This window comes from Erythrobacter epiphyticus (assembly GCF_034653295.1).
In the GTDB taxonomy this organism is placed as follows: Bacteria; Pseudomonadota; Alphaproteobacteria; order Sphingomonadales; family Sphingomonadaceae; genus Erythrobacter.
The window spans coordinates 110,624-136,238 of sequence record NZ_JAYEEU010000009.1 but is presented as its reverse complement, the minus strand read 5'-3'; the positions used below and the strand labels follow the sequence as shown (position 1 = coordinate 136,238).

Genomic DNA, 25,615 nt, shown 5'->3' with positions numbered 1-25,615 from the left:
CCAGCACAAATGCTTGCAGGCGGGCTAACACGCAATTACCCCGCCCGCCATGTTGGCAAGCACCCGAACACATGATGTGCACATAATTGGCGGCGGGCTCGCAGGCAGCGAGGCGGCATGGCAACTGGCGCAGGCCGGTGTCAGGGTGCGGCTGTCGGAAATGCGCGGCAGCGGTTCGATGACCCCGGCGCATCAGACCGATGGATTGGCGGAGCTCGTCTGCTCCAATTCCTTCCGCTCGGATGATGATACCAAAAATGCGGTGGGCCTGCTGCATCACGAGATGCGCGAACTCGGCAGCCTGATCATGCAGGCCGGTCACACCGCGCGGGTGCCAGCGGGCAGCGCCATGGCGGTGGACCGCGATGTCTTCTCTGCCGAAGTCGAGAAGGCTTTGCGCCAGCACCCCAATGTGACCATCGTGCGCGAGCGGGTGGATGCCCTTCCCGAAGCGGGCCTCACCATCGTCGCTACCGGGCCACTGACAGCAGAAAGCCTTGCGGCCAGCATCGTCAAGGCGACCGGGGCAGAGCGGCTCGCCTTTTTCGATGCGATCGCGCCGATCGTCTATCGCGACAGCATTGATATGAGTAAATGCTGGATCCAGTCACGCTGGAACAAGCGCACCGATGCCTCCAACGAAGGCGGCGATTACATCAACTGCCCGATGACGAAGGAGCAGTATCTCGCCTTTCATCGCGGTCTGATCGAAGGCGAAAAGGGCGAGTTCAAGGCGTGGGAGAAAGACACGCCCTACTTTGATGGCTGCATGCCGATCGAAGTCATGGCCGAGCGCGGGGTTGATACCCTGCGGTTCGGCCCGATGAAGGGCGTGGGGCTCGATAACCCCTACGATACCTCACCCGAATTCCCGCAAGGCCGCTGGCCCTATGCCGTCGTGCAATTGCGGCAGGACAACAAGCTTGGCACGCTGTGGAACATGGTCGGCTTCCAGACGAAGCTGAAATATGCCGCGCAGGTCGAACTGTTCCGCACCATTCCGGGGCTGGAGAATGCCGAATTCGCGCGCCTTGGCGGGCTGCATCGCAACACCTTCCTCAATTCACCCGAGGTGCTTGATCGCCAATTGCGGCTGCGCGCCGCGCCGCATATCCGCTTTGCGGGACAAGTTACCGGGTGCGAGGGCTATGTCGAAAGCGCTGCCATCGGACTTGTCGCCGGATTGATGACAGCCTGCGAACTCGCCGGGCAAAGCTGGCAACCCCTACCCGCGACCACCGCGCTCGGCGCGCTGCTGTCGCACATCACCGGCGATGCGGCGGCCGACACCTTTCAGCCGATGAATGTGAATTTCGGGCTGTTCCCGCCGCTGCACGAAGTGGGCAAGAAACAACGCAAGGAAGCCTATACCGAACGGGCCAAAGCGGATCTGGCGCGCTGGATCCGCGAGACCCGCTCGAAGGTTCCCGCCTAGCTCAGCACTTGCAGGTTGGCTTTTTCGCAGCCGCCTTGGGCGCGGTGGTGGCAAATTCTGCGCGGGTCAGATGGCCGTTGCCATCGCTATCCGCCCCGGCGAACTTATCGACCGTGGCGACCGCCCATTCCTCGAAAGTGAGCAGATTATTGCCATCCTTGTCGAGCTTGCGGAAAGGATCGGTGCGGGCGGCCAGCAATTCGTTGCGGCTGATGAGATTGTCGCGGTTGCGATCAAAGCGATCAAACCGCATTTCTTCGCGGGTGCGCGCGGTCACTTCAGGGGGAACCGGGCCTTTGCGCTCCCCCGGATCAGCGAGCGGCAGAGCATCATCGGGCGGTACCGGTGCGAGCGCGGGCGGCGGCGGGGCCTTGGCCTCAATCTCGGCGCGGCCCTGCCACCAGAACATGCCGATACCCGCGAACATCAGCGCCAGCACGGCTCCCAGAATGGTTCGCTGCATGGTCTGCGCCCCGCTGCCCGCCTACAATGGCGCGAGAATAAACCCAATCAACGCAAAAGGATAGCTGCCTTTGCCGCCTGAATGGCGGCACCGCGCCCTTCCATCAGAGGACGCCCGCCCCGCCCCAGCGCGCGCGCTCCCAAAGCGCCCAACACAGCAAGCGGGCGCGCAGGTGGATCGAGCCGGGCGCGCGTTTCTGCCGCGGCAAGCCCGAGCCGGACCAGCAGATCGCGCTCCGCCGGGCTGGAAACCCCGGCCGCCAGATCGGCAAGCGCCCACACCTGCGCAGCGGTGAGCGCCTTGGCAAACCCGCCGGTTCCTTCGCCGCAGCCGCAAGCGATGACCAGCGCCGCGCCGCGCCCGGCCGCAAAGGCCAGCACTTTGTCTTCACCCAGCGGTTGAGGATCGAGCAGATGTTCCCAGCCATCCACCATGCCGATCAGCGCCGCGCTGTCCCCGCCCCAGCTTTGTCCGATGGCATCAAGCACGCGGTCGCCCTGTGGCCGCTTCGCGAACGGCTGCTGCAAGGTCTCGCGCCACCATGCCAATCGCAATTGGCCCAGCATCGGTTCGGAGGTCTTGGCGACCAGCTGTGACAAGCGCTGGTCGAGCGCCAGCGCAGCCTCCAACTGTGCGCGCTGGCCCACCGGGCAGTAGCCCAGCGCAATCCGCGATGCGAGCGGCAAGAGGTCTTGATCAATCATAACCATCATGTCGCCGCTATGCCGGATTGACGAGGTCTGGCAAACATTGTGTCTCTTAACGAGGCCCTGCGCCAATCACGTAGTCTTTCGGACATGGTCTTTCGGACATGCTTAGCCGATCCTTAACCATGTGGCTTGAGACTCCGCTCACTATTTGCGGGTAAAAATTACGTTTGCATAGTCACTCGCACGCTTTGGGTCGGGTGCCTGGATGAAGGGCGTGTTAAGGAATGAGCCAGCGAATATTGCGGCGCAGACCGTTCTTGCGAGCGCTTCTGCGGGACACTTCGGCAAACACACTGGTGATCGCCGCGGCCTCGCTCGTGCCGCTGATTGCGACAATCGGTGGGGCAGTCGACATGAGTCGCGTCTATCTCACGGAGTCCCGTTTGCAATCCGCTTGCGATGCGGGCGCTCTTGCTGCGCGTCGCTCGATGCGCGGGGTGACGTGGACTGGTGAAGACCGGACGACTGGCGAGAATTTCTTCAACATGAACTTTCCTACGGGCAAGTATGGCACCAGCGGTCTTGCTGTCGAGTACTCCGCGAGCAACGATGGTAAGGTTACGGGTGTAGCCTCCACCTCGGTACCGATGACCTTGATGGCGCTGTTCCGGTCGGACAGCGTCCAAGTGTCGGTCGCCTGCACAGCAGATCTCAATCTTCCCAACACTGATGTCATGCTGGTGCTGGATACGACGCTGTCAATGAATGACCCTAATCCGGGCGATAGCATCCGTCGCATCGATGCGCTGACCAATGCGGTTATGTCATTCTACGATACGCTTGAGGCAGCCAAACCGGTGGGTGCCAATGTGCGTTATGGCTTTGTCCCCTACTCGCACACGGTAAATGTCGGCATGCTGCTGCACCGCGACTGGATCCAAGATTTCGGAACCTATGATTCGCGCGAGCCCGACGGGATTCATACCTGGCAGACACAGGGCAGTGCACCAAGCCAGACAATTACCAGCAGCACTTGGCGTACCTTGGGCGGCACCAACCAGACTCGCCCGCGCTATCAGGCGCCATCAGAAAACTGCCCGACCAGCCTGCCGCGCGAAAATTGGAGTGACACTTACACAGGCTGGAGCGCTTGGGATCCGTCAGCGAGCGCCCTACCGCGTAGCAGGACCCGTATTCGCACGCGCAATGGCACTGAGTTTTCGATCGCCCGTGACGCCAACGGCAATTGCTGGGTTACGCCGCGCGATTTCAACAATTTCCGCGAAGAACAAACGGAAACTGTCCGGGAAAACCCCAATGCCGGCAATCAGCCGGGGGTCAACACCAACACCGCACGACACTGGATCTATCGCCCGATCGATTATGATATGCGCCCGCTCAAGGGCTCAGGTCCTGGCGACGCTCCGGTATCGGGCGGCTCCTTCAACGCGCCTGTCAATGATAACCAGACGGATCGTGTGATCCGCTGGCCCGATGGCGACCGCGCCTGCATCGAGGAACGTGCCACACGTCGCACGAGCGAAACACTGCTGACTCCGCGTTACGACATGGATGTCGATCTGATCCCTGATCCAGACAATCCGGCGACACAGTGGCGCCCCTATCTGCCAGCGGTTGTCTACACGCGGAATGTCACCTCCGGAAACCGCGAGGCCGAGCAGCGCGTTTCCACCAACCCGCATCAAAATGGACAATGGATCTTCAGCCAGCTCGCGCCGACAAGCACACGGACGATCAGTCTCACCAGCACGCAGAACTACTTCAACCCGTTTGGCGGCAACTTCGGCGTTTACGAGGGCGCCTGTCCATCTCCTGCGCGCAAAATGGGCAGCATCACTCGCATGCAATTGCAGAGCTACATGAGCTCGCTTCGTCCGCAGGGGTATACGTATCACGAAATTGGCATGCTGTGGGGGCTGAGGCTTATTTCGCGCGAGGGGCTTTTCGCGCAGGAACACCGTAGTGCCGATGGGAATGGTGCGGTCCAGCGTCACATGATCCTTATGGTTGATGGCCAGAAGGATACCCGGCCCTTTACCTATTCGGCCTGGGGCGTGGCAGCGACTGCACGCAGGCGCACGCCCACTAATGCATTTCCTTCTCGCGCTATGGAAGACGCCGTTTCTGAAGAAAGGCTTGCCGAGCTTTGCACAGTCGCGAAGGATAACAAGAACATCACCTTGTGGGTCATCGCCTTCGGTACGAATCTTGACGAACAGCTTGTCGCCTGCGCTTCTCCCGGCCGCGCTTTCGAGGCACGCAATGCCGCAGAATTGACCGCGACTTTCACCAATATTGCGACACAGATGGCCGAACTGAGGCTTTCGGAATGATCGGACGGCGGCGAGCGGGGCGGGCATCGGCATGCTCGCTTCGCAAGGATCAGAAGGGCGCAACCATCGTCGAGTTTGCGATCGTCGCGCCCGTGCTCATTGCAATCCTCGTTTTCCTGTTCGACACCGGATACCTGCTTTATGCCAGCGCCATCCTGCGGGGCGAAGTCAATGCGGCTGGCCGATCATCGACCCTCGAAACGGCCAATGACACGACTCGCGCCGACTACGACGCGCAGGTCAGCGCCCAGGTCCAGCGGTTGGTTCCCCATGGGACAGTGTCCTTCACTCGGACAGCTTACAACACATATGGTCTTGCGCAGTCACGGGCAGAGCAATTCAACGACACAAATGGCAACAATGTCTGTGACAATGGCGAATCTTTCGTCGATGCCAATTTCAACGGTCGGTTCGACCTGGATGGTGGCCGTGATGGTGGTGGCGGCGCCCGGGACGTGGTGATATATACTGCAACGCTCGAATATGATCGGCTTTTTCCGGCAGACGCTGTCCTGGGATTTGACAGGACCGTTCGTATCGACGCCACGACCTTGCTGCGCAACCAACCGTTTGACGCGCAATCCGTGCCGCCGACGAGGACTTGCCCATGATCAGTCGACAACTTGCGCCCTTTGGCATCCGGCTGTTCGACTGCCTGCGCAACAATAGCAGCGGCCTTGCCCTTACGGAATTCGCATTCGCTCTGCCGATCCTAATGATGCTGATGGCTTCCGGTCTCGAGCTGGCCAATTATGTGATGACAACCAAACGCATGGGCGACCTTGCCGTGCTGGTGGCAGATAATGCTGCGCGAATGGGCACGCGCGGCACCCTCAATATCAATCAGATATCCGAGGCCGAGATTAATGACGTCTTCATTGGCGCGACCTTGCAGAGCGGCAATATGGATATCCAGACCCATGGACGCATCATTCTCTCCAGCTTGCAGAGGAACGCAGATGGCGGCCAATGGATCGCATGGCAGAGATGCCTTGGCGGTCTAGATGTCGACTCCGCTTATGGTCAGGAGGGAGAGGGTGCAACAGGCACAAGCTTTCCCGGCATGGGGCCCTCAGACCGGCGGATCGAAGCCGCCGCCGGATCGGCCGTGATGGTGGTGGAAGTTTCATACGAGTACCAACCTGCGGTCGGGCTGATCGCGCTCCCCTCAACCCGAATGACGGAGCTTGCCGCCTTTATCGTGCGAGAAGCGCGCGACCTGACGGCCACCCCCCGTAATCCGGAAGGAGTTGCCGTCTCGCAATGTGATTGACGGCACGCCGGTCAGCGATAGCAGACCTGACGCGCTGCCGCCGCAATGCGCGGCGCATCGATCAGAGCCAGCTTTTCGAGGTTCGCGGCGTAGGGCAGCGGCACATCTTCGTTGCAGACCCGCATGACCGGGGCATCGAGATGATCGAAGCCCTCCTCCATGCAGATCGCGATGATCTCGCTCGCGATGGAGCAGGTCGGCCAGCCTTCCTCGGCCACAACAAGCCGGTTGGTCTTGGCAAGGCTTTCCAGCACGGTTGCCTTGTCGAGCGGACGCAGGGTGCGCAGATCGATCACTTCGGCATCGATCCCTTCTTCGGCCAGCGTTGCCGCGGCTTCAAGCGCAAGACCCACGCCAATCGAATAGGATACGATGGTTACGTCCTTGCCCGCGCGCATGATCCGCGCCTTGCCGATGGGCAGGACATAATCCTCGACATCGGGGACATCGAAGCTGCGGCCATAGACCAGCTCGTTCTCGAGGAAGACAACCGGATCCTCGCAGCGGATCGCGGCTTTCATCAGCCCCTTGGCATCGGCTGCATCATAGGGCGCGATCACGGTCAGGCCCGGCACGCTCGCATACCACGGGCCGAAGTTCTGCGAGTGCTGCGCGCCAACGCGGCTCGCCGCACCGTTCGGACCGCGGAACACGATCGGGCAGCGCATCTGGCCGCCTGACATGTAATTGGTCTTCGCGGCCGAGTTGATGATGTGATCTATGGCCTGCATCGCGAAGTTGAAGGTCATGAATTCAACAATCGGGCGCAGACCGCCCATGGCTGCGCCCGAGCCGATCCCGGCAAAGCCATATTCGGTGATCGGCGTGTCGATCACGCGCTTCGGACCGAATTCGGCAAGCAAGCCCTGCGTGACCTTGTAGGCGCCCTGATACTCGGCGACTTCCTCGCCCATCACGAACACGCGCGGATCGCGGCGCATTTCTTCGGCCATCGCATCGCGCAGCGCTTCGCGCACCGTGGTGCTGGTGAAGCTGGTGCCTGCCGGGATCGCCGGATCAGCCTTTGCCGCGGCGGCCGCAACCGGCGCAGGCTTTTCAACCTTGGGGGCTGCTGCCGGAGCAGGCGCGGCCTTGGCAGCGGGCGCTGCCGTGTCCTCACCCTCGGCCGCGATCAGCGCGATCACGGTGCCGACCGCCACATCCTCGCTCCCCGCCGGGACCATGATTTTCGTGAGCACGCCTTCATCGACGGCTTCGAATTCCATCGTGGCCTTGTCGGTTTCGATCTCGGCCAGAATATCGCCTGCGCTGATCACATCGCCTTCAGCCTTGAGCCAGCGGGCGAGATTGCCTTGCTCCATCGTCGGCGAAAGGGCCGGCATCTTGAGTTCGATCGCCATGGCTCAATACTCCTCCACCAACACATCGGTGTAGAGTTCGGCCGCACCCGGCTCGGGCGAGTTCTCCGCGAAATCAGCGGATTCGGCCACTTGGGCGCGGATTGCCTTGTCGATGACCTTCAATTCGTCCTCGGTCTTGCCGGTTTCCATCAGGGTCTTCTTGAGCCCCTCGATCGGATCGTGATGATCGCGCTGTTCCTGCACTTCCTCGCGGGTGCGATACTTGGCAGGGTCAGACATCGAGTGGCCGCGATAGCGATAGGTGTTGCATTCCATCAGCACCGGCCCATTGCCCGCGCGCACATGGGCGAAGGCGACTTCGGCGGCGGCGCGCACTTCGAGCACGTCCATGCCATTCACTTCCATGCCGGGAATGCGGAAAGCGGTGCCGCGGCGGTAGAAGCGGGTTTCGGCCGAGGACCGCTTGGTTGCGGTGCCCATCGCATACTGGTTGTCCTCGACCACGAAGACAATCGGCAGCTTCCACAAGGCCGCCATGTTGAAGGTTTCATAGACCTGGCCCTGATTGGCCGCGCCATCGCCGAAATAGGCAAGGCACAGCCCGCCATCATTATTATATTGGTGCGCCAGCGCGAGGCCCCCACCCAGCGCCACCTGCGCGCCGACAATGCCGTGGCCGCCGTAAAACTTGTGCTCGGTCGAGAACATGTGCATCGACCCGCCCTTGCCCTTGGAAATCCCGGCTTCACGGCCCGTCAGCTCGGCCATGATCACCTTGGGATCGATCCCGTAGGCGAGCATGTGGCCATGGTCGCGGTAGCCGGTGATCACGCTGTCGCGCGCCGGATCCAGCGCCGATTGCAAGCCGATAGCGACCGCTTCCTGCCCGATATAGAGGTGGCAGAACCCGCCGATCAGACCGAGCCCATAAAGCTGGCCCGCCTTTTCCTCGAACCGTCGGATCAGCAGCATCTGACGGTAGAATTCGAGCATTTCCGCCTCGGATGCCTTGTAGCGCTTGTTTGCTTCAAAGGCGTCCTGCAACGAGTGCAACAGGAAGTCCGCGTCGTCAGACGAAGCTGGGGCGGAAGCCGGTTTGCCCGGACTGGAAGGCTGCTTGGCCAAGATCGATGTCCCTCTCTCTGGCGCACTCATGGGGAGGAGCTTGCGCGCCCATTGCTATAAGCGCTGGGCTAGGCAGAACGCAACGTCAAGCCGATCATGCAATGCTATGCGCAGACATAAAATGTCGCGCGGCTGGTTGGAAAATTCATTCGTCTTCGAGCGTGATGACGACTTCGTCTTCGCCCAGAACGCCGAGATTTTCGCGGACGAGTTCGCTGGCCAGATCGGGATCAGCGGCCTGCGGATCGAGCAGCATCACCCGGTTGCGCAGCGCATCGCGCTTGGCCGTGAGTTCGGCAATCTCGGCCTTGCGCTGATCCAGCGCGGAGAGGTTCTCGCTCCATGCAAGCAGCCCCGTCGGCCCGGCAATGGCAAAGCCCGTCAACGCCAGCAGGACTGCGAGCGCTGCAAATTGCCGTAACTGTTCGCGCTGTGGTTTACGCATGATCTGCAAGGTTCCCCGTTCCTGACCTTCACAGAATCACACTTGCGGGTTGGCTGCAAGCCTAATGCGCCGAGGCGGGATCATTATGCGCATCAATAACTGCGCGGGAGGCCGAGAACGTGTTCGGCGAGATAGGAGAGGATGAGGTTCGTCGAGATCGGCGCCACGGTGTAGAGCCGCGCTTCGCGGAACTTGCGCTCGACATCGTACTCTTCGGCGAATCCGAAGCCGCCGAAGGTCTGCACGCACATGTCGGCCGCCGCCCAGCTCGCTTCGGAGGCGAGCAGCTTGGCCATGTTGGCCTCCTCGCCCGGATTGCGGCCTTCGTCGTAAACCCGCGCGGCGTGATACACCATCAGCTCGGCGGCCCGCATCTGCGCGTAGCAGCGCGCGATCGGGAACTGCACGCCCTGGTTCTGGCCGATGGGCCGCGCGAACACGCTGCGATCCTTGGCATAGCCCGTCGCCTTCTCGATGAACCACTTGGCGTCCCCGATGCATTCGGCGGCGATCAGGATGCGCTCGGCGTTCATGCCGGAGAGGATGTAGCGGAAGCCCTTCCCCTCCTCACCCACCAGCGCCGAAGCGGGAATGCGCAGATCATCGAAGAACACTTCGCACGAGGAGTGATTCATCATCGTGCGGATCGGCTTGATCGTCATGCCGCCCGCCAGCGCAGCCTGCATATCAACGAGGAAGATCGAGAGCCCTTCGGTCTTGCTCGCCACCTCCTCGCGCGGGGTGGTGCGGGCGAGCAGCAGCATCAGATCGGAATGTTCGGCGCGGCTGGTCCAGATCTTCTGGCCGGTGATGACGTATTCGTCCCCGTCGCGGACGGCGCGGGTCTTGAGGCTGAGCGTGTCGGTGCCGCTGGTGGGTTCGCTGACGCCAAAGGCCTGCAACCGCAATTCACCGCTGGCAATGCGGGGGAGATAGGCCGCCTTCTGCTCGGGCGAGCCGTAACGCAGGAGCGTGTTCATGATGTACATCTGGGCGTGGGCGCTGGAGCCGTTGCACCCTGACGCCTGAATCTCCTCCATGATCACGCAGGCCGCCGCCAAACTGAGGCCGCTGCCGCCATGCTCAACCGGGATCAGCGCGGCGAGGAAACCTGCCTTGGTCAGCGCGTCGACGAATTCCGCCGGGTACGCCCGCACCGCATCCTTGGCGCGCCAATATTCCCCCGGAAAGCCATCGCACAGCGCGCGCACCGCGCGGCGGATTTCGGCCAGTTCCTCGGGCTCGTGGGCGGACTCGGACACGCATGCTCTCCTGTCTGAAGGCGATTGGCTTGCCGCTTCACGCGTCCCAAGTCCACCTCACCATTAGGACTGCTTTCGGACAAGACTTGACCCGTGGCAATCCCGTTTCGATCTGCTACTGACTGAAAAAACGGGAGAATCCACCATGCAGATCATCGCGCACGATCCCGCTCGCTTTACCGATCTTCCGGACTATCCTTTCGCCGAAAACTGGCTGCCGATCGATCTTGGCGATGGCCTTACCGCCCGGATGCACTACCTTGATGAAGGGCCAAAAGACGCCCCGCCGCTGCTGCTGTTCCACGGCGAACCTTCATGGTCCTACCTCTACCGCAAGATGATCCCGCTGCTGGTGGACGCGGGCTTTCGCTGCCTCGCCCCCGACCTCATCGGCTTCGGCAAGAGCAACAAGCCGGATGACCCCTCCTTCTACACCTATGCCCGCCACGTCGACTGGCTCAAGCAATGGCGCAATGCCGTGGTGCCGGACATCGCCGGGCTGTTCTGTCAGGACTGGGGCGGCCTGCTCGGCTTGCGCATGGCCGGGCAGGAACCAGGTCGCTTTGCTTTCGTCGTCGCGAGCAACACCTTCCTGCCGACCGGAGGTGGCAAGGCCTCACCCGGCTTTCTGGCGTGGCGCGAATTCGCCAAATCCTCGCCCGAATTCCGCATTGGCGGGATCATGCACCGCGGCTGCCAGAGCGGGCTCAGCCCCGAAGAGATCGCCGCCTATGATGCCCCCTTCCCGGACGAAGCGAGCAAGGCCGGCGCCCGCGCCTTCCCGCAGCTCGTGCCGATCGAGGATGACAAGGACGGGGTGGCTGACAACATCGCCGCGTGGCAGGGCCTCGCGGGCTTCGACAAGCCCTTCCTCACCCTGTTCGGCGAAGATGATCCCGTGCTCGGCCAAACCGCCCCCCTGCTCACAAGCCGCATCAAGGGGGCCGCAGGCCAGCCTCATGCGATGCTCCCCAAGTGCGGCCATTTCAGCCAGGAAGACCACCCCCGCGCCTTGTCCGATGGCGTGATCGCGATGGCGCGCAAGGCAGGGTTTCTGGTTTGAGCAAGCACCCCTCTCCTGCCACGCTGACCCGCGCCCAGGAATGGGCGCTGACCCTGTGTGTCGCGGTGGTCACGGCCAATGCCTATTACATTCATCCGATCATTGGCGAGGTCGCGCGCGACTTCGAGATCAGCGAAGCGCGCATCGGGATAGTCCCAGCGCTCAACCAGTTGGCGCTGGCGCTCGGCATCCTGCTGTTGCTGCCGCTGGGCGATATCTATTCGAACCGCCGCCTGTGTATCATCTTTGTCAGCGGCCAGACCTTTTGCATGCTCGGCATGGCGCTGGCAGACGGGTTGGCGCTGTTCACGCTCGCCTCGACGCTGTTGGGTTTCGTGACGATTGCCCCCTATCTCATCCCGGCCTTCGCCTCGAAGCGCGTGGCCCCTGCGCGCCTCGGTCAGGTCACCGCGCTGCTGACCGCCGGCGTGCTGTTCGGCATTCTCGTCGCGCGGGTGGGCGCGGGGCTGGTGGCCGAATATGCCGATTGGCGGATCATCTACTGGGCCGCCTTTGCGCTGATGGTGATGGTGACCCTCGCCTTGCCACTGGTGATGAAGAGCGAGCTTGCCACAAGCAAGCAGCACGGCGGCAGCTATGCGCGCCTGATTGCCTCGGTTTTTCATCTCGCCCGCGAACACCGCGACATGCGGATTTCGGCGCTGATCCAGGGGCTCAATTTCGCAAGTTTCACCGCGACCTGGCTGGCGCTGGCGCTCCATCTGACCAGCGATGCGATGGGCTATGGCACGGATGTGGTCGGCTATCTGGCCGGGATTGCCGCGATCAGCATTTTCTCGACCCCGCGGCTCGGGCGGTGGGCTGACAAAATCGGCGCGCGGCGCGCGCGGCTGATTGTGTCCGTGGTGCAGATTGCCGGGGTCAGCCTGCTTTATCCGCTGGGCTTTCATGTCTTGACCCTGCTGGTGCCGCTGCTGATCATCAACATGGTGGGGCCGAGCATTGATGTGACGGGCCGGATGACTTTCCTTGCGCTCGCCCCGGAGATCCGCACCCGGCTGACGACCTTCTATGTGGTTGCGATGTTCATCGGCGGGGCCATCGGCAGCGTCGCGGGCACGGCCACCTATGATGCGGGCGGATGGGGCGGCACATGCCTTTTGCTGCTGGCCAACGCGCTCGGCATTCTGGCACTGTCGTGGCATGCCGACCGGCAATTTCGCGCGCAGGAAAAGTGGTGACCCCGGCGCGATTCGAACGCGCGGCCCCCAGATTAGGAATCTGATGCTCTATCCGGCTGAGCTACGGGGTCCCGCGGCGAGCAATAGCAGGGTGAGCGTGGGGCGCAATATCGGCCCGTAGGGCCGCAAGGCGAAGGGCCTCAAGCAGTGCAACGATAGGCCAACAAGAACGCCCGCCCGCAGTGGGTGCAGCTATGCTGCGCGTCTAGCGAGGACCGCATCGCGGAGGCGATGCGGAAGACAAACACGTTTCAATTCAACTTTTCGGGCGGCGCGACCGGAAACAGGATTGGCGCCACCGGCACGCCTTCCTCGGCAAGCGCCTTGGCTTCGGCAAGACTGGCCTGCCCGTGGATCGGCGCCGGGCTCTCTTCGCCATAATGCATCGCACGGGATTTCTCGGCGAAGGCATCGCCCACCCAGGTGCTTTGCTTGAGCGCTTCGGCCTGTGCAGTGGCGATGGCTTTGAGCGCCTGCGCCATTTCGGGCGGGATCGGCAGGTTGGTCGCGTGGTGCGGAGCATCCGCGGGCGCAGCGGCAGGGACGGCCGCGGGGCGCTGGTTGCCCTTGGCAGGCACGGCCGGAGCCATGGGCGCCTTGGTCACCGCCGCAGAGCCACAATGCGGGCATTCGACCAGCCCACGCGCGCGCTGGCTTTCGTAATCGGCAGACGAACCGAACCAGCCTTCAAAGCGGTGGCCGCCCTCGCAGGAAAGATCGAAGACAATCATGACAAATCAGGATTTGGGAATGGGTCGGCGGTTGGCAAGAGCGGGCACCTGCGCGCGCACTTCGGCGATGCGGTTCAGATCGATCTCGCAGAAGGCGAGACCGGACGCGTCACCGCCCATGTCGAGCAACACCTCGCCCCATGGATCAACCACCAGCGAATGGCCAAAAGTCTCGCGGCCATCGGCGTGATGCCCGACCTGCGCGGGCGCGATGACAAAGGCGCTTGCCTCGATCGCGCGGGCGCGCAGCAGGGTGTGCCAATGCGCGCGCCCCGTCGGCACGGTGAAGGCGGCCGGCACCGCGATGCAATCGCAGCGGCGATTGCCAAGCGCCTCATAAAGCGCGGGAAAGCGCATATCGTAGCAGATCGACAGGCCAAGCCGCCCGACAGGCGTATCCTCGACCGTCACCACCGCCCTGCCCGGCTCATAAGCCGCGCTTTCCCGCCACGCCTCGCCCGTTGCGAGCGCGACATCGAACATATGGATCTTGTCGTAGGTGATCGGCGGTGCCAGATCGGGGCGGAAATAATGGCTGCGATTGGCCCACTTGCCGCCCGCTGTCGCCACCGGCATCGAGCCGATCGCGATTTCGAGGTGCTGCTTGGCTGCAATTTCCGAGATGCGGTCGATCATCTCGGATGGGCCATCGCTTTCGATCCACGCGCGCGCCCGCGCCCGGTCCCGGTCGAGCAGCAGCGACATTTCCGGCGTGAACAGCGCCAATGCGCCCTGCTCGGCACATTGCTTCGCGGCATCTTCGATCACCGCGAGATTGGCGTCGGGATCAATCCCCGAACACATCTGGAGAATGGCGATTTGCGGCATCAGCCTGCCAAAAGCGCGTCAAGCTTGCCCGCCGCTTCGAGCGCCGCGAGATCATCCGAGCCACCGACATGATAATCGCCGATGAAGATCTGTGGCACGGTCATCGCGTGCGGGGCGCGTTCGCGCATCTCGATCTGCTTGGGCCCGCCCATGGTGATGTCATATTCGGTGAATTCCGCGCCCTTTTCGGTCAGCAGACGCTTGGCCCGAACACAGAAGGGGCAGGCAAACTTGGTGTAGATATCGATTTGCGGGCGGGCCATCATCACCTCTTGAAACAGATTGTCGCCTCACCAGATAATGGCTGTTGCCACGTTTCGCCAGTCTCGGGAAACAGCGGTAACTTTCCCAGCGGGTGCTGCATGAGGCAGGCCCGCGCACTGAACCAAATTGCTCAGACAAGAGGATTTGTACCATGTCGCGTTTTGACCTGACCCCTTACCGCCGCAGCACTGTGGGCTTTGACCGCCTGTTCGACCTGCTCGAAAATCAGGCGCGCCTGAATGCCGGCGACAATTACCCCCCCTTCAACATTTCGCGCAGCGGCGAAGACAATTATCGCATCACGCTTGCTGTCGCCGGGTTCCGCCCGCAGGATATCGACATCACTGCCCAGCAAAACCTGCTGGTGGTGCAAGGCAAGAAGCGCGAAGAGCTGGATGATGGCTCGCAGTTCATCCATGTCGGGATCGCCAATCGCGGTTTCGAACGGCGTTTCGAACTGGCCGATTTCGTCCGCGTGGAACGCGCTGATCTCGCCGATGGCCTGCTGATCATCGATCTGGTGCGCGAAGTCCCCGAAGCGATGAAGCCCAAGAAGATCCCGGTCGGCGGCCAGCAGCCCTTGCAGGTTGTCACCAACGAAGCGGATGATCGCTCGTCCAACGCGGCCTGATCGCAGATTCTTCTGATCGGAAAACAAGAGAGGGCGGATCTTGCGATCCGCCCTCTCGCGGCTTGCGCCGCCCTGTCCGATCACATCCGTCCGGGTCGCAGAAGACGGACAAGACCGAGACAAGCTCTGTGTTTGCCTGAGAACCGTCCTGATCGGACGATCCCTACAAGCGGAAACTTTTTTGTGCCTTCGCGCCGCCTTGCGCAGCGTTGCTAGGCTGTCTTTAAGGCTGCCTTAAGATTTCGCGCAAGAGCAAACTTACATTCTTGTTAAGTACGGTGAAGCTGCACGGCCCGGTTCCGCAAGCCCCATCCCGAATTGGCACAACCCTGCCCGCAAATCTTGAACCCGATCACGGCTTTCCCGCGCGATCAGACAAGCCGCGATTGCTCCACCGCCGCGGCAATGAAGCCGGCGAACAGGGGATGCGGATCAAACGGCTTTGATTTGAGCTCGGGGTGGAACTGCACACCAATGAACCACGGGTGCTCCGGCCGCTCCACAATCTCGGGGAGCAGGCCATCGGGCGACATCCCTGCGAAAATGAGGCCCTGCTTTTCCAGCGGCTCGATATAGGCGCTGTTGACTTCGTAGCGGTGGCGGTGGCGCTCGGAAATCAGCTCGGACCCGCCATAGATGCGCGAGACATGGCTGTTGGCGCTGAGCTTGGCGGGATAGGCGCCAAGCCGCATCGTCCCGCCCAGATCGCCGCCCGATTGGCGCTGTTGCAGGCCTTCCTTGCTCATCCATTCGGTGATGATCCCCACGACCGGCGTATCGGTTTCGCCGAACTCGGTCGAGGAGGCCTTGGAGAAGCCCGCGGCGCGCGCGCCTTCGATGCAGGCCATCTGCATCCCCAGACAAATCCCGAAGAACGGCACGTTCCGGGTGCGGGCAAAGCGCACGCTGGCAATCTTGCCTTCGCTGCCCCGTTCGCCAAAGCCGCCCGGCACCAGAATGCCATGCATCGGTTCGAGCGCGGAAATCATCGCGGCTTCATCATCGCCTTCGAAGATTTCGGCATCGATCCACTTGATGTTGACCTTGACCCGGTTGGCGAGCCCGCCGTGGATCAGCGCTTCGTTGAGACTCTTGTAGGCATCTTGCAGGCCGACATATTTGCCCACCACCGCAATCGTGACTTCGCCTTCGGGGTTGAAATAGCGATCGGTGACATCGTGCCACGCCGTCAGATCGGGAGTCGGCGCATCGGTAATGCCGAAACTGCGCAGCACTTCGGCATCGAGCCCTTCGGCATGATATTGCAGCGGCACCGAATAGATCGAGGGGGCATCCAGCGCCGGGATCACGGCTTCGGGCCGCACATTGCAGAACTGCGCGATCTTGCGCCGGTCGCTTTCGGGAATCGGGTGCTCGGCGCGGCACAGCAGGATATCGGGCTTGATGCCAAGGCTGGCAAGCTCGCGCACCGAATGCTGGGTCGGCTTGGTCTTCAGCTCACCCGCCGCGGCGATATAGGGCACCAGCGTGACGTGAACGGACAGCGTCTGGAGCGGTTCGAGCTCGTTCCGCAGCTGACGGATCGCCTCCATGAAGGGCAGCGATTCGATGTCGCCCACCGTGCCGCCGATTTCGCACAGGATGAAATCGTGATCGTCCTGATCGGCGAGCGCGAAGGCCTTGATCTCGTCGGTCACGTGCGGGATCACCTGCACCGTCGCGCCAAGATAATCGCCGCGCCGTTCGCGCGCGATGATGTCGCGGTACACCCGGCCCGAGGTGATGTTGTCGCTCTGCCGCGCGGAAACGCCGGTGAAGCGTTCGTAATGCCCGAGATCAAGATCGGTCTCGGCCCCGTCGTCGGTCACATAGACTTCGCCGTGCTGATACGGGCTCATCGTGCCCGGATCGACGTTGAGATAGGGATCGAACTTGCGGATGCGGACCTTGTAGCCACGCGCCTGCAAAAGGGCCGCCAGAGAGGCTGCCATGAGACCTTTGCCGAGCGAGGAGACCACGCCGCCGGTGATAAAAATGAACCGCGCCATGGGAGTTGGGCCTTAAGCTGCGAGATGGATTCGAGGCAAGCGAATTGCGCTGGCCCGGGGCCAGCCATCCACAGCCTGGTTGCAAGATGGGGCCGGTCAGACCGGCGGTTGGACACTATGCAGGCATAGAGACGCGCTGGGCGCCGCTACGATTCCCGCACAGCTATCCCTGAAAGGGAAGGATTATTCCGCGAGCGGATCGGCGGCCGGAGGCGCGGCCTCCGGCGTTGCGGCTTGCGGGGCCGCTGCCGGCGCATCAGCTGGCGGAGCGCCGACCGGATCAGCGAGCAGATCATTGCTGCCGGCCGGCGGGGTCACGCTACGATCCAGCGTGGTGCTGACCGTCGAAGCCCCGCTTTCGCGCACCGCGAGCGCGGCCAGCACGATCGAGAGCGTGACGAAAGCCACCGCCAACCACTTGGTTGCGCGGGTCATGAAATCAGCCGCACCGCGCGCGCCAAGGGCACCCGACGGGCTGCCGCCAATGCCCAGCCCGCCGCCTTCGGAGCGCTGCATCAGCACCACGCCAACAAGCGCAGCGGCAATCAGCGCCTGCACCACAGTGAGAAAAAGAAACAGCGACATGAAACAGCTCTTATCTGGAAGATCAGCCCATCATCTAGGCGGGGTTGGTGCTCGCGGCAAGGGCAGCAAGCGCGAATTGGCATTGGGGCTCAATTGTCGGAGGGTTCCCCGACAGCCAGTGCGATGCCCATGAAACTGTCGGCAGTGAGGCTTGCACCGCCCACCAGCGCGCCGCCGACATCGGCAACCCGCAGGATTTCCCCGGCATTCTCGGGCTTGACCGAACCGCCGTATAGAATTCGCACATCGCCGCCCTGCTCTTCGCCGAATTGCTCGATCAGCAATGCGCGGATGGCGGCGTGCATTTCGCCGATATCCTGCGGGGTTGCGGTGTTGCCGGTGCCGATCGCCCAGATCGGTTCATAGGCAATGGTGATGCGCTCCGCGATATCGGCAAAGCCTTCGGGCAGCCGGGGAAGCGAAGCGGCCAACTGGCCGCGCACGAAAGCAATCGCCTCGCCGCTTTCGCGGGTTGCGGCGTTTTCGCCGCAGCACAGGATGATCTTGAGACCCGCAGCCAGCGCTGCCTCGGCCTTGGCGCGCACCAGATCGTTGCTTTCACCGTGGCCTTCACGCCGTTCGGAATGGCCAAGGATCACGAATTGTGCGCCCGCATCGGCGAGCATGGCGGCCGAGATATCGCCGGTGAACGCGCCGCCTTCGGCCTCGTGGCAATCCTGCGCACCGACAGCGATCAGTTCGGCTTCGCGGTGGATCGGGTGAATGAGTGTGTAGGGCGGCGCAATCGCCACCTCGACCTTGAGGAGCCGCTGCGCCGCGCGATCAATCGCACGCGCTTCGGACAGCATGGCGCGGGTGCCATGCATCTTCCAGTTTCCGACAATATATGGCCGACGCGCCATTGCAGTGTCCTGTTATAAAGCGAGAGAGAGGGAGGTCTGTTCTGTGATTCCCGGCGCCTTTAGGGCCGTCGGGGCCGCCGCGCTAGAGCAGGAACCGCTGCCAGTCAAAGCAACCGGGCTGATTTTGCGGGTGCTGCGAGCGCAAAATGACCAAGAGGCATGTTGCCGCGCGGCGCTCGCGCCGATAAAGCGCACCGCACACAACACCCTCGCGTGTTGCCATCATCTGACACCGCTGTCCGGCCCCCGCCTGGCATCGGAGGGATCATCTGACCTATGCTTTCGCTGTTCCGCCGCTTTTTCCAGTCCAAGATCGGCCTGCCGCTGTTTATCGGCTTTCTGGTGCTGATGGCCTTTGCTTTCGCCGCGGCCGACATCACCGGCACGTCCTTCAGCGGGGTTTCCGCCAGCAGCCGGGTGGCAGTGGTCGGCGGAGAGCCGCTTCCGGCATCCGAAGTCACAAGCGGCGCGCAGATCGCGCTCGAACAGGTGCGGGCGCAGGTTGACCCGACGATCACCATGCCGGCCTTCATCGCACAGGATGGGTTGGATGAAGTCGTCAAGCAATTGATCGATCGCTATGCCATCGGCGCTTTCGCCCAGAAATACGGCCTGCGCGCCGGGAAAAACCTGATTGATAGCGAAATCCTCACCATCCCTGCGTTCCGCGGGGCGACGGGCGAATTTGATCAGACCATCTATCAGGCTGCGCTGCGCCAGCGCGGGATTACCGATGCGACGCTGCGCCGCGATCTGCGCGATGGCCTGCTCGAACAGCAATTGTTTGAATCGACCATGGGCGCCCCGCGCATGCCGGAAAAGGTCGCGCGGCACTATGCATCGCTTGTGCTGGAACGGCGGCAGGGCGAAATCGCGCTGATCCCTTCGGCCGCCTTCGCTCCCACCGCCGATCCGACCGCGCAGCAGCTTGACGCGTGGTACAAGGATAATCGCGCGCGTTTTGTCCGCCCGGAACGCCGCGTGCTGCGTTTTGCGGTGTTCAGCGCCGATCAGCTAGGCCTTGATCCCACCCCGAGCGAAGCCGAAATCGCCGCCCGCTTCAAAGCCAATGCCGATGCCTACAAGGCCAGCGAACAGCGCGCTGTCAGCTATTTCATCGTCCCGACCGAAGATGCAGCCAAGAGCTTTGTCACCCGCCTCAAGGGCGGCATGACGCTCGAAGCGGCCGCGCGTGATGCCGGTTTCAATGTCGCCAAGGGCGATCTGCGCGGCAAGGACGAGCTGGCCAATTCCACCAGCCTCGCCTTTGCCGAGAGCGTTTTCAAGGCGAGTGAGCGCGGCGTTGTCGAGCCGACAAGCGGCACGCTGGGGTGGTATGTCGCCCGGGTCGACCGGGTGGTGCGCACACCGGCGCGCACGCTGGCGCAGGCCTCGTCTGAAATCGCCGCGCAGCTGCGTCAGGAAAAGCTCGCAGCGGCTGTGGCCCAGCGCACCAGCGAGATCGAAGCCGAGATCGACAATGGCACCGCACTGGCGGAAGTCGCCAAGGCCTATAATCTCAAGGTTGATACCACGCCCGAATTGCTCGCCGATGGCCGCATCTATGGGCCGCAGGGCGGACAGGTTATCGCGCAGCTGATGCCGTTGGTGGCGACCGCATTCCAGATGGAAGAAAGCGCGCCGCAGCTTGCCGAACTGACGCCGGGCCGCGAATTCATCATCTTCGATGTCGCCCGGATCGAGGAATCGCGCGCCGCGCCGCTCGCTGATATCCGGGCCGAGGCTGTCGAGGGCTGGAAGCGTGCCGAAGGCGCCAAGCTGGCGCGTGCCGCAGCGGATCGCGTGCTAAAGAAAGTCGTGGCCGGCACCCCGCTGGCTACCGCGCTCGCCGCCGAGAACAAGCCGGGGTTCGAGCGTGAAACCGTCAATCTCAAACGGCGTGAACTGATAGCGCGGCGCGATGGCAATGTTCCGCCGCCGCTGGTGCTGATGTTCAGCATGGCACAGGGTTCAGCCAAGAAGCTTGAAGCCCCCCGCGACCTCGGCTGGTATGTGGTCGATCTCGCTGCGATCACGACTGATCCGGTCGATTCCGAGCCGGGGCTGGTTGACCAGACCCGCCGTTCACTCGCCCCGACCTTGTCGCAGGAATATCGTGCGCAGGTGACGGCGGCGATCCGCAAGGAAGTCGGGGTTGAGCGCAACGAAGCGGCCATCGAAGCCCTGCGCAAGCAGCTCGCTGGCGGCGTCTAGGCTTGTCTGACCGCGCTGAAACCGTTTGATGTCTGATCCTGCCTCTCCTGCCGCGCTTCCTGCCGGTGCGCTTGAAAATGCCGCTGCGGCGGTGCAGGCACTGAGTGTCGGCAAGGCCGCGCTGGTATGGCGGCGGGTGATCGCCGACAGCGACACCCCGGTGGGCGCAGCGCGCCGCCTGATGATCGAAGGGCGCGGCGATTTCCTGCTTGAATCGGTCGAAGGCGGCGAAGTGCGCGGGCGTTACAGCCTGCTCGGCCTCGATCCTGATCTGGTGTTCCGAGCAAGCGATGCGCGCGCCGCGATCAACCGTAATTGGCAGGTCGATCGCGAGGCCTTCACGCCGTGCGCAGGCGATGCGCTGGTGGAATTGCGGGCATTGGTCGCGGCCTGCCGGATTGCCGATATTCCCGCCGCGCTGCCCCCGGCCCTCGCCTGCCTTGTCGGCTATTTCGGCTACGAGACCATCGGCCTCGTCGAAAAACTGCCGCGGGCTGCGCCGAGCCCGCTCGAATTGCCTGACATGCTGTTCGTGCGCCCGACGCTCATTCTGGTGTTTGACAGCCTGACCGATGAATTGTTCGCCATTGCGCCGATCTGGCAGGCGGAGGAACCGGCCCGCGCCGTCGCAGCGGCGGGTGAGCGGATCGATGCCTGCCTCGCCGCGCTTGGCCACCCGCGCCCTGCCGAACCGCGCGCACCGCTTGATGTCGCCCTGCCCGAACTGACACCGGTTTTGCCGGGTGAGGCCTACAAGGCGATGGCGCGCAAGGCGAAGGAGTATATCCTCGCAGGTGACATTTTTCAGGTGGTGCTGGCACAGCGCTTTACCTGCGATTTCCCGCTGCCGCCGCTGTCGCTCTACCGCGCCTTGCGCCGGGTGAACCCCTCGCCGTTTCTCTATTTCCTCGATCTGCCGGGCTTTGCGCTGGTCGGATCAAGCCCGGAAATCCTTGTCCGCGTGCGCGATGGGGAGGTGACGATCCGCCCGATTGCGGGCACGCGTCCGCGCGGCAAGACCCGCGAGGAAGATGCCGCGAACGAAGCCAGCCTGCTTGCCGATCCCAAGGAACTGGCCGAGCATCTCATGCTGCTGGATCTCGGGCGCAATGATGTGGGCCGCGTGGCCGCGGCGGGCAGTGTTACCGTCACCGACAGCTTCACCATCGAGCGTTACAGCCATGTGATGCACATCGTCAGCAATGTGGTGGGCAAGCTGGCCGCGCCGCATGATGCGCTCGATGCCCTGTTTGCCGGGTTCCCGGCGGGCACAGTCTCCGGCGCGCCGAAAATCCGCGCCTGCGAAGTGATTGCCGAACTCGAAGGCGAGACGCGCGGTGCCTATGCCGGCGGGGTCGGCTATTTCGCGCCCGATGGTTCGGTCGATTCCTGCATCGTGCTGCGCACCGCTGTCATCAAGGATGGGGTGATGCATGTGCAGGCGGGCGCGGGGATCGTCGCCGACAGCGATCCTGATTACGAGCTTGCCGAATGCAAGGCCAAGGCCGGGGCGCTGATCGCCGCCGCGCGCGAAGCCATGCGGATCGCGGCCGAACCGGAGTTCGGCCAGTGAAGCGCCTCGGTCTTGCCGTGATCATCACCATGCTCGCCGCGTGTTCGGAACAGCCCGCCGGTGAACCGGTGATGCGCGCGCGGCTTGATGGCAAACCCATCGCGGCTGCAACGGCGGCGCCAAAGCCCGATCCCTCACCCAGCGCCAGTGAAGCGCCCTCGGCCTGCCGTCAGGTGGTGTTCGAGGACGTGCCGCTCACCCATTGCATCGCCGATCCGGCGCAGCACCGCATCGCCATGGCCAATGCCGCAGCCGACGGGCAACCCTTCGGCTCGCTCGCGGCTTTTGCGGCCAGCACCGATGCTGCCACCATTGCCTTTGCCATGAATGGCGGGGCCTTTGGCGATGATCTCAAGGCGCTTGGCTACTATGTCGAAGGCGGCGAACGGCTCAGCGAATTCAACCGCGGCGATGCGCCCGAAGGCAATACCAACAATTTCTTCATGAAACCCAACGGCGCGTTCTTCGGCAGCGGCGGCACCTGGCGCGTGCTTTCGACCGACGCCTTCTACGCCACGGTCTCCGATCGCCCGCAATTCGGTACGCAGTCCGGGCCGATGCTGGTGATCGGGGGCAAGCTGCACCCGGAGATTCAGGACAACGGCCCCTCGCGCGCGGTGCGCAATGGCGTTGGCGTCGATGCCAAGGGCCTTGCGCATTTCGTGATTTCCGATGCGCCGGTCAGCTTCGGACAATTGGCGCGGTTTTTCCGTGACGAGTTGAAAACACCCCATGCGCTCAGTCTTGATTCCAAGGTGTCAGCGCTGTGGGACCCGGCGCGGGGACGGCTCGACAAGGCGCGCAACGGCCCGATCATCGTGGTGACGAAACGCGAAAAGGCGAACGCAGAATGATCCTCGTCATCGACAATTACGACAGCTTCACGTTCAACCTCGTCCATTACCTGATGGAATTGGGGGCGGACGTGCGCGTCGTGCGCAATGATGCGCTGACCGCTGCCGAGGCGCTGGCGAGCGGGGCGCAGGGCTTTCTCATTTCGCCCGGTCCCTGCACCCCGAGCGAGGCCGGGATCAGCCTTGATCTGGTCGCGGCCTGCGCAGACGCGGTCAAGCCGCTGCTTGGCGTGTGTCTGGGCCATCAGGCGATCGGCCAGCATTTCGGCGGGCGCGTGGTGCGCGGCGGCCTGATGCATGGCAAGACTTCACCCGTGACGCATGACGGCAGCGGCGTGTTCTCCGGGCTGCCCTCCCCCTTCACCGCGACCCGTTATCACTCGCTGGTGGTCGAAGATGCACCCGCTTGTCTTATCGCCAATGCCGAGGCGACAACGCCGGGGCTGGACGGCAGCAGCGTGATGGGTTTCCGCCATGCCAGCCTCCCGATCCACGGGGTGCAGTTCCACCCGGAAAGCATAGCCACCGAGCATGGCCATGCCCTGCTCGCCAATTTCCTCACGATCTGCGGCATGAACCCGCGCATGCCCGAAAGGCTGATCGGATGAGCGCCCTCCCCGATATCACCACCCCTCTGACCGAGGCCGAGGCCGAAGCCGCCTTCGGCATCATCCTCGACGGCGCCCCGTCAGAAGCCGAAATCGGCGCCTTCCTGATTGCGCTTTCGGCGCGCGGCGAAACGGCAAGCGAGATTGCCGGGGCAGCGCGGGCGCTGCGTGCCCGGCTGATCCCGATCGCCGCACCCGACAACGCCATTGATGTCTGCGGCACCGGCGGTGATGGGCATCATACGCTCAATGTTTCGACCGCGGTCAGTCTGGTGGTGGCAGCATGCGGCGTGCCAGTAGCCAAGCACGGCAACCGCGCAGCCTCGTCCAAGGCGGGCGCGGCCGATACGCTCGAAGCGCTGGGGCTCGATATGGATGCCGCCGGGCGCAGCGCGGAAAAGACGCTCGCGGAAATCGGCATCTGCTTTCTCTTTGCCAAGAATCACCACCCGGCGATGGGCCGCATCCAACCGATCCGCCGCAAGATCGGGCAGCGCACCATCTTCAATCTGATGGGGCCGCTGTCCAATCCGGCAGGTGTGCAAAGCCAGCTGATCGGGATTGCCCGCCCGGCCTATGTGCCGATCTATGCCGATGCGCTGGCCCGGCTTGGCACGGCGCGTTCGCTGATTGTCTCGGGCGATGAAGGGCTCGACGAATTGAGCCTTGCCGGGGGCAACGAAGTCGCGCTTGTCAGCCGCAGCGGGTTCGAAATGCGGCGGGTCGATCCGGGCGTGGCCGGGCTGCCCTCTGCGCCGGTCGAAGCGATCCGCGGCGGTGATGCCACGCATAATGCTGCCGCGCTCAAGGCCCTGCTGATGGGCGCGCCCGGCCCCTATCGCGATGCGGTGCTGTTCAACGCGGCGGCGGCGCTGCTGGTCGCAGGGGTCGGCAGCGGATGGCATGATCGGGTGGCATGCGCTGCCGAGGCGCTTGATTCCGGCCGTGCCAGGACGCTGCTGGAACGCTGGATCACGCTGGCGGTTTGAGAAAGACATGAACAAGCTCGAAGAAATCTGCGCCGCCAAGCGCCTCGTCGTGGATGCCCGCAAGCTTGCGACCAGCGATGCCGCGCTGGCCGCTGCCGCGCGCACCCAGACCCCGCCGCGCGGATTCGAAGCGGCGCTCCGCGCGTGCGCCGAAACCGGCTTCGCCCTGATTGCCGAGATCAAGAAAGCCAGCCCGTCCAAGGGCCTGATCCGCGAGGATTTCCAGCCCGCCGATCATGCCCGCGCCTATCAGGCGGGCGGTGCGGCGTGTCTTTCGGTGCTGACCGATGCGCCCTATTTCCAGGGGCACGAAGATTACCTGATTGCCGCACGTGCCGCCTGCGATCTGCCGGTGCTGCGCAAGGATTTCATGGTCGATCCGTGGCAATGCCTCGAAGCGCGCGCGATCGGGGCGGACGCGATCCTGATCATCGTGGCCGCACTGGAAGACAGCGTGATGGCCGAGATCGAGGCCGCAGCGCGTGAGCTGGGGATGGATGTGCTGATCGAAGTGCATGACGAGACCGAGCTGGAACGCGCGGTGACGGTGCTCGATTCGCGGCTGATCGGGGTCAATAACCGCGATCTCAAAACCTTCACCACCTCGCTCGCGGTGACCGAACGGCTTGCCCCGCTGATGCCCGAAGGCACGTTGGTTGTCGGCGAAAGCGGGATCAACAGCCACGGCGATTGCGTGCGGTTGGCCAAGGCCGGGGTGCGCACGTTCCTTGTCGGGGAAAGCCTGATGCGGGCGGATGATATGGCCGCCGCTACGGCCGCGCTGCTGGATGGCGCCGCCTGATCAAAGCGCTGACTGTCCTAATGCGTCCGAACGTGGCAAGACCTTCGGCATGACGCGCCCCGATCCTGTT

25 protein-coding genes and 1 tRNA gene are annotated in these 25,615 nt (G+C 63.2%); 13 read left to right on the top strand and 13 right to left on the bottom strand.

Features of this window, described 5'->3' with window-relative positions; all coding sequences use genetic code 11:
• Positions 1–49 precede the first annotated feature (49 nt).
• The gene (trmFO, locus tag SOQ14_RS11530) at positions 50–1,435 is read left to right on the top strand and encodes a methylenetetrahydrofolate--tRNA-(uracil(54)-C(5))-methyltransferase (FADH(2)-oxidizing) TrmFO (RefSeq protein ID WP_322898267.1); all 1,386 of its coding nucleotides are present in this window, start codon (positions 50–52) and stop codon (positions 1,433–1,435) included.
• Position 1,436: 1 nt separating this feature from the next.
• Here trmFO and SOQ14_RS11525 read toward each other — a convergent pair whose 3' ends face one another.
• Both SOQ14_RS11525 and SOQ14_RS11520 read right to left on the bottom strand, forming a co-directional pair.
• Positions 1,437–1,898 carry an EF-hand domain-containing protein gene (locus SOQ14_RS11525; RefSeq protein WP_322898266.1) on the bottom strand — a complete coding sequence of 154 codons (462 nt, stop codon included), beginning with the start codon at positions 1,896–1,898 and terminating at the stop codon, positions 1,437–1,439.
• A gap of 47 nt (positions 1,899–1,945) precedes the next feature.
• Positions 1,946–2,608 carry a hypothetical protein gene (locus SOQ14_RS11520; RefSeq protein WP_322898265.1) on the bottom strand — a complete coding sequence of 221 codons (663 nt, stop codon included), beginning with the start codon at positions 2,606–2,608 and terminating at the stop codon, positions 1,946–1,948.
• Between the two features lie 296 nt (positions 2,609–2,904).
• On the opposite strand from SOQ14_RS11520, the gene SOQ14_RS11515 reads away from it, so the two are divergent.
• From SOQ14_RS11515 to SOQ14_RS11505, 3 genes are read left to right on the top strand one after another with little or no spacing between them, the layout of a single operon-like run.
• A complete protein-coding gene (locus SOQ14_RS11515; RefSeq protein ID WP_322898264.1) occupies positions 2,905–4,902 on the top strand; it encodes a pilus assembly protein TadG-related protein in 1,998 nt (665 codons plus the stop codon).
• Positions 4,899–5,513 (top strand): TadE/TadG family type IV pilus assembly protein, encoded by a 615-nt coding sequence (locus tag SOQ14_RS11510; RefSeq protein ID WP_322898263.1) that lies wholly within the window; start codon positions 4,899–4,901, stop codon positions 5,511–5,513. The genes SOQ14_RS11515 and SOQ14_RS11510 overlap by 4 nt, the downstream gene beginning before the upstream one ends.
• Positions 5,510–6,175 (top strand): TadE/TadG family type IV pilus assembly protein, encoded by a 666-nt coding sequence (locus SOQ14_RS11505; protein ID WP_322898262.1) that lies wholly within the window; start codon positions 5,510–5,512, stop codon positions 6,173–6,175. Before SOQ14_RS11510 ends, SOQ14_RS11505 begins: the two co-directional genes overlap by 4 nt.
• An 11-nt stretch (positions 6,176–6,186) precedes the next feature.
• On the opposite strand, the gene SOQ14_RS11500 is transcribed toward SOQ14_RS11505, so the two are convergent.
• The 4 genes from SOQ14_RS11500 to SOQ14_RS11485 all read right to left on the bottom strand — a co-directional run bounded on the left by SOQ14_RS11500 (position 6,187) and on the right by SOQ14_RS11485 (position 10,329).
• A complete protein-coding gene (locus SOQ14_RS11500) occupies positions 6,187–7,536 on the bottom strand; it encodes a pyruvate dehydrogenase complex E1 component subunit beta (protein ID WP_322898261.1) in 1,350 nt (449 codons plus the stop codon).
• Between the two features lie 3 nt (positions 7,537–7,539).
• Positions 7,540–8,622 carry a pyruvate dehydrogenase (acetyl-transferring) E1 component subunit alpha gene (gene pdhA, locus SOQ14_RS11495; protein WP_322898260.1) on the bottom strand — a complete coding sequence of 361 codons (1,083 nt, stop codon included), beginning with the start codon at positions 8,620–8,622 and terminating at the stop codon, positions 7,540–7,542.
• A 145-nt stretch (positions 8,623–8,767) separates the two neighbouring features.
• Positions 8,768–9,067: an FtsB family cell division protein gene (locus SOQ14_RS11490; RefSeq protein WP_322898259.1), complete on the bottom strand. Its 300-nt coding sequence runs from the start codon at positions 9,065–9,067 to the stop codon at positions 8,768–8,770.
• Between the two features lie 92 nt (positions 9,068–9,159).
• Complete coding sequence (locus tag SOQ14_RS11485) at positions 9,160–10,329, bottom strand: acyl-CoA dehydrogenase family protein (RefSeq protein WP_322898258.1); 1,170 nt, start codon at positions 10,327–10,329, stop codon at positions 9,160–9,162.
• 145 nt (positions 10,330–10,474) lie between these two features.
• Here SOQ14_RS11485 and SOQ14_RS11480 point away from each other — a divergent pair, with 145 nt between their 5' ends.
• Both SOQ14_RS11480 and SOQ14_RS11475 read left to right on the top strand, forming a co-directional pair.
• Entirely contained in the window at positions 10,475–11,392 is a 918-nt protein-coding gene (locus SOQ14_RS11480) for a haloalkane dehalogenase (protein ID WP_322898257.1), read from the top strand.
• On the top strand, positions 11,389–12,594 hold the full coding sequence (locus SOQ14_RS11475; protein WP_322898256.1) for an MFS transporter: 1,206 nt from the start codon (positions 11,389–11,391) through the stop codon (positions 12,592–12,594). The genes SOQ14_RS11480 and SOQ14_RS11475 overlap by 4 nt, the downstream gene beginning before the upstream one ends.
• Here the strand turns inward: SOQ14_RS11475 and SOQ14_RS11470 are convergent.
• The 4 genes from SOQ14_RS11470 to grxC form a co-directional block, all read right to left on the bottom strand.
• Positions 12,589–12,665, bottom strand: a tRNA-Arg gene (locus tag SOQ14_RS11470). The two genes, SOQ14_RS11475 and SOQ14_RS11470, sit on opposite strands and share 6 nt — an antisense overlap.
• A 180-nt stretch (positions 12,666–12,845) precedes the next feature.
• Positions 12,846–13,325: a DUF1178 family protein gene (locus SOQ14_RS11465; RefSeq protein WP_322898255.1), complete on the bottom strand. Its 480-nt coding sequence runs from the start codon at positions 13,323–13,325 to the stop codon at positions 12,846–12,848.
• Positions 13,326–13,331: 6 nt separating this feature from the next.
• Positions 13,332–14,153 carry a carbon-nitrogen hydrolase family protein gene (locus SOQ14_RS11460; protein ID WP_322898254.1) on the bottom strand — a complete coding sequence of 274 codons (822 nt, stop codon included), beginning with the start codon at positions 14,151–14,153 and terminating at the stop codon, positions 13,332–13,334.
• Positions 14,153–14,416: a glutaredoxin 3 gene (gene grxC, locus SOQ14_RS11455; protein WP_322898253.1), complete on the bottom strand. Its 264-nt coding sequence runs from the start codon at positions 14,414–14,416 to the stop codon at positions 14,153–14,155. The genes SOQ14_RS11460 and grxC overlap by 1 nt, the downstream gene beginning before the upstream one ends.
• A gap of 152 nt (positions 14,417–14,568) precedes the next feature.
• Between grxC and SOQ14_RS11450 the strand changes: the two genes are divergently transcribed.
• Complete coding sequence (locus SOQ14_RS11450) at positions 14,569–15,048, top strand: Hsp20 family protein (RefSeq protein ID WP_322898252.1); 480 nt, start codon at positions 14,569–14,571, stop codon at positions 15,046–15,048.
• Positions 15,049–15,419: 371 nt separating this feature from the next.
• Here SOQ14_RS11450 and pyrG read toward each other — a convergent pair whose 3' ends face one another.
• The 3 genes from pyrG to tpiA all read right to left on the bottom strand — a co-directional run bounded on the left by pyrG (position 15,420) and on the right by tpiA (position 18,505).
• Complete coding sequence (gene pyrG / locus SOQ14_RS11445) at positions 15,420–17,057, bottom strand: CTP synthase (RefSeq protein WP_322898251.1); 1,638 nt, start codon at positions 17,055–17,057, stop codon at positions 15,420–15,422.
• 183 nt (positions 17,058–17,240) lie between these two features.
• Positions 17,241–17,642 (bottom strand): preprotein translocase subunit SecG, encoded by a 402-nt coding sequence (secG, locus tag SOQ14_RS11440; RefSeq protein WP_322898250.1) that lies wholly within the window; start codon positions 17,640–17,642, stop codon positions 17,241–17,243.
• Positions 17,643–17,731: 89 nt separating this feature from the next.
• A complete protein-coding gene (gene tpiA, locus SOQ14_RS11435) occupies positions 17,732–18,505 on the bottom strand; it encodes a triose-phosphate isomerase (RefSeq protein ID WP_322898249.1) in 774 nt (257 codons plus the stop codon).
• A 276-nt stretch (positions 18,506–18,781) separates the two neighbouring features.
• Here tpiA and SOQ14_RS11430 point away from each other — a divergent pair, with 276 nt between their 5' ends.
• Genes SOQ14_RS11430 through trpC form a run of 6 tightly spaced genes read left to right on the top strand, consistent with a single transcriptional unit; the run spans position 18,782 to position 25,545 of the window.
• Positions 18,782–20,719, top strand: a complete 1,938-nt coding sequence (locus tag SOQ14_RS11430; RefSeq protein ID WP_322898248.1) for a peptidylprolyl isomerase — start codon at positions 18,782–18,784, stop codon at positions 20,717–20,719.
• Positions 20,720–20,747: 28 nt separating this feature from the next.
• Positions 20,748–22,292 (top strand): anthranilate synthase component I family protein, encoded by a 1,545-nt coding sequence (locus tag SOQ14_RS11425; RefSeq protein ID WP_322898247.1) that lies wholly within the window; start codon positions 20,748–20,750, stop codon positions 22,290–22,292.
• Positions 22,289–23,146, top strand: coding sequence for a phosphodiester glycosidase family protein (locus SOQ14_RS11420; protein ID WP_322898246.1), 858 nt, complete (start codon positions 22,289–22,291; stop codon positions 23,144–23,146). The genes SOQ14_RS11425 and SOQ14_RS11420 overlap by 4 nt, the downstream gene beginning before the upstream one ends.
• The gene (locus tag SOQ14_RS11415) at positions 23,143–23,754 is read left to right on the top strand and encodes an anthranilate synthase component II (RefSeq protein ID WP_322898245.1); all 612 of its coding nucleotides are present in this window, start codon (positions 23,143–23,145) and stop codon (positions 23,752–23,754) included. The genes SOQ14_RS11420 and SOQ14_RS11415 overlap by 4 nt, the downstream gene beginning before the upstream one ends.
• Entirely contained in the window at positions 23,751–24,743 is a 993-nt protein-coding gene (gene trpD / locus SOQ14_RS11410) for an anthranilate phosphoribosyltransferase (protein WP_322898244.1), read from the top strand. The genes SOQ14_RS11415 and trpD overlap by 4 nt, the downstream gene beginning before the upstream one ends.
• 7 nt (positions 24,744–24,750) lie before the next feature.
• Positions 24,751–25,545, top strand: a complete 795-nt coding sequence (gene trpC, locus SOQ14_RS11405; protein ID WP_322898243.1) for an indole-3-glycerol phosphate synthase TrpC — start codon at positions 24,751–24,753, stop codon at positions 25,543–25,545.
• The last annotated feature ends 70 nt before the right edge of the window (positions 25,546–25,615 follow it).

Bases quoted from the DNA above. Each gene is read 5' to 3' on its own strand.
- trmFO (WP_322898267.1), top strand. From the start codon at position 50: ATGTTGGCAAGCACCCGAACACATGATGTGCACATAATTGGCGGCGGG.
- SOQ14_RS11525 (WP_322898266.1), bottom strand. From the start codon at position 1,898: ATGCAGCGAACCATTCTGGGAGCCGTGCTGGCGCTGATGTTCGCGGGT.
- SOQ14_RS11520 (WP_322898265.1), bottom strand. From the start codon at position 2,608: ATGGTTATGATTGATCAAGACCTCTTGCCGCTCGCATCGCGGATTGCG.
- SOQ14_RS11510 (WP_322898263.1), top strand. From the start codon at position 4,899: ATGATCGGACGGCGGCGAGCGGGGCGGGCATCGGCATGCTCGCTTCGC.
- SOQ14_RS11505 (WP_322898262.1), top strand. From the start codon at position 5,510: ATGATCAGTCGACAACTTGCGCCCTTTGGCATCCGGCTGTTCGACTGC.
- SOQ14_RS11500 (WP_322898261.1), bottom strand. From the start codon at position 7,536: ATGGCGATCGAACTCAAGATGCCGGCCCTTTCGCCGACGATGGAGCAA.
- SOQ14_RS11490 (WP_322898259.1), bottom strand. From the start codon at position 9,067: ATGCGTAAACCACAGCGCGAACAGTTACGGCAATTTGCAGCGCTCGCA.
- SOQ14_RS11480 (WP_322898257.1), top strand. From the start codon at position 10,475: ATGCAGATCATCGCGCACGATCCCGCTCGCTTTACCGATCTTCCGGAC.
- SOQ14_RS11465 (WP_322898255.1), bottom strand. From the start codon at position 13,325: ATGATTGTCTTCGATCTTTCCTGCGAGGGCGGCCACCGCTTTGAAGGC.
- SOQ14_RS11460 (WP_322898254.1), bottom strand. From the start codon at position 14,153: ATGCCGCAAATCGCCATTCTCCAGATGTGTTCGGGGATTGATCCCGAC.
- grxC (WP_322898253.1), bottom strand. From the start codon at position 14,416: ATGGCCCGCCCGCAAATCGATATCTACACCAAGTTTGCCTGCCCCTTC.
- SOQ14_RS11450 (WP_322898252.1), top strand. From the start codon at position 14,569: ATGTCGCGTTTTGACCTGACCCCTTACCGCCGCAGCACTGTGGGCTTT.
- pyrG (WP_322898251.1), bottom strand. From the start codon at position 17,057: ATGGCGCGGTTCATTTTTATCACCGGCGGCGTGGTCTCCTCGCTCGGC.
- secG (WP_322898250.1), bottom strand. From the start codon at position 17,642: ATGTCGCTGTTTCTTTTTCTCACTGTGGTGCAGGCGCTGATTGCCGCT.
- tpiA (WP_322898249.1), bottom strand. From the start codon at position 18,505: ATGGCGCGTCGGCCATATATTGTCGGAAACTGGAAGATGCATGGCACC.
- SOQ14_RS11430 (WP_322898248.1), top strand. From the start codon at position 18,782: ATGCTTTCGCTGTTCCGCCGCTTTTTCCAGTCCAAGATCGGCCTGCCG.
- SOQ14_RS11425 (WP_322898247.1), top strand. From the start codon at position 20,748: ATGTCTGATCCTGCCTCTCCTGCCGCGCTTCCTGCCGGTGCGCTTGAA.
- SOQ14_RS11415 (WP_322898245.1), top strand. From the start codon at position 23,143: ATGATCCTCGTCATCGACAATTACGACAGCTTCACGTTCAACCTCGTC.
- trpD (WP_322898244.1), top strand. From the start codon at position 23,751: ATGAGCGCCCTCCCCGATATCACCACCCCTCTGACCGAGGCCGAGGCC.
- trpC (WP_322898243.1), top strand. From the start codon at position 24,751: ATGAACAAGCTCGAAGAAATCTGCGCCGCCAAGCGCCTCGTCGTGGAT.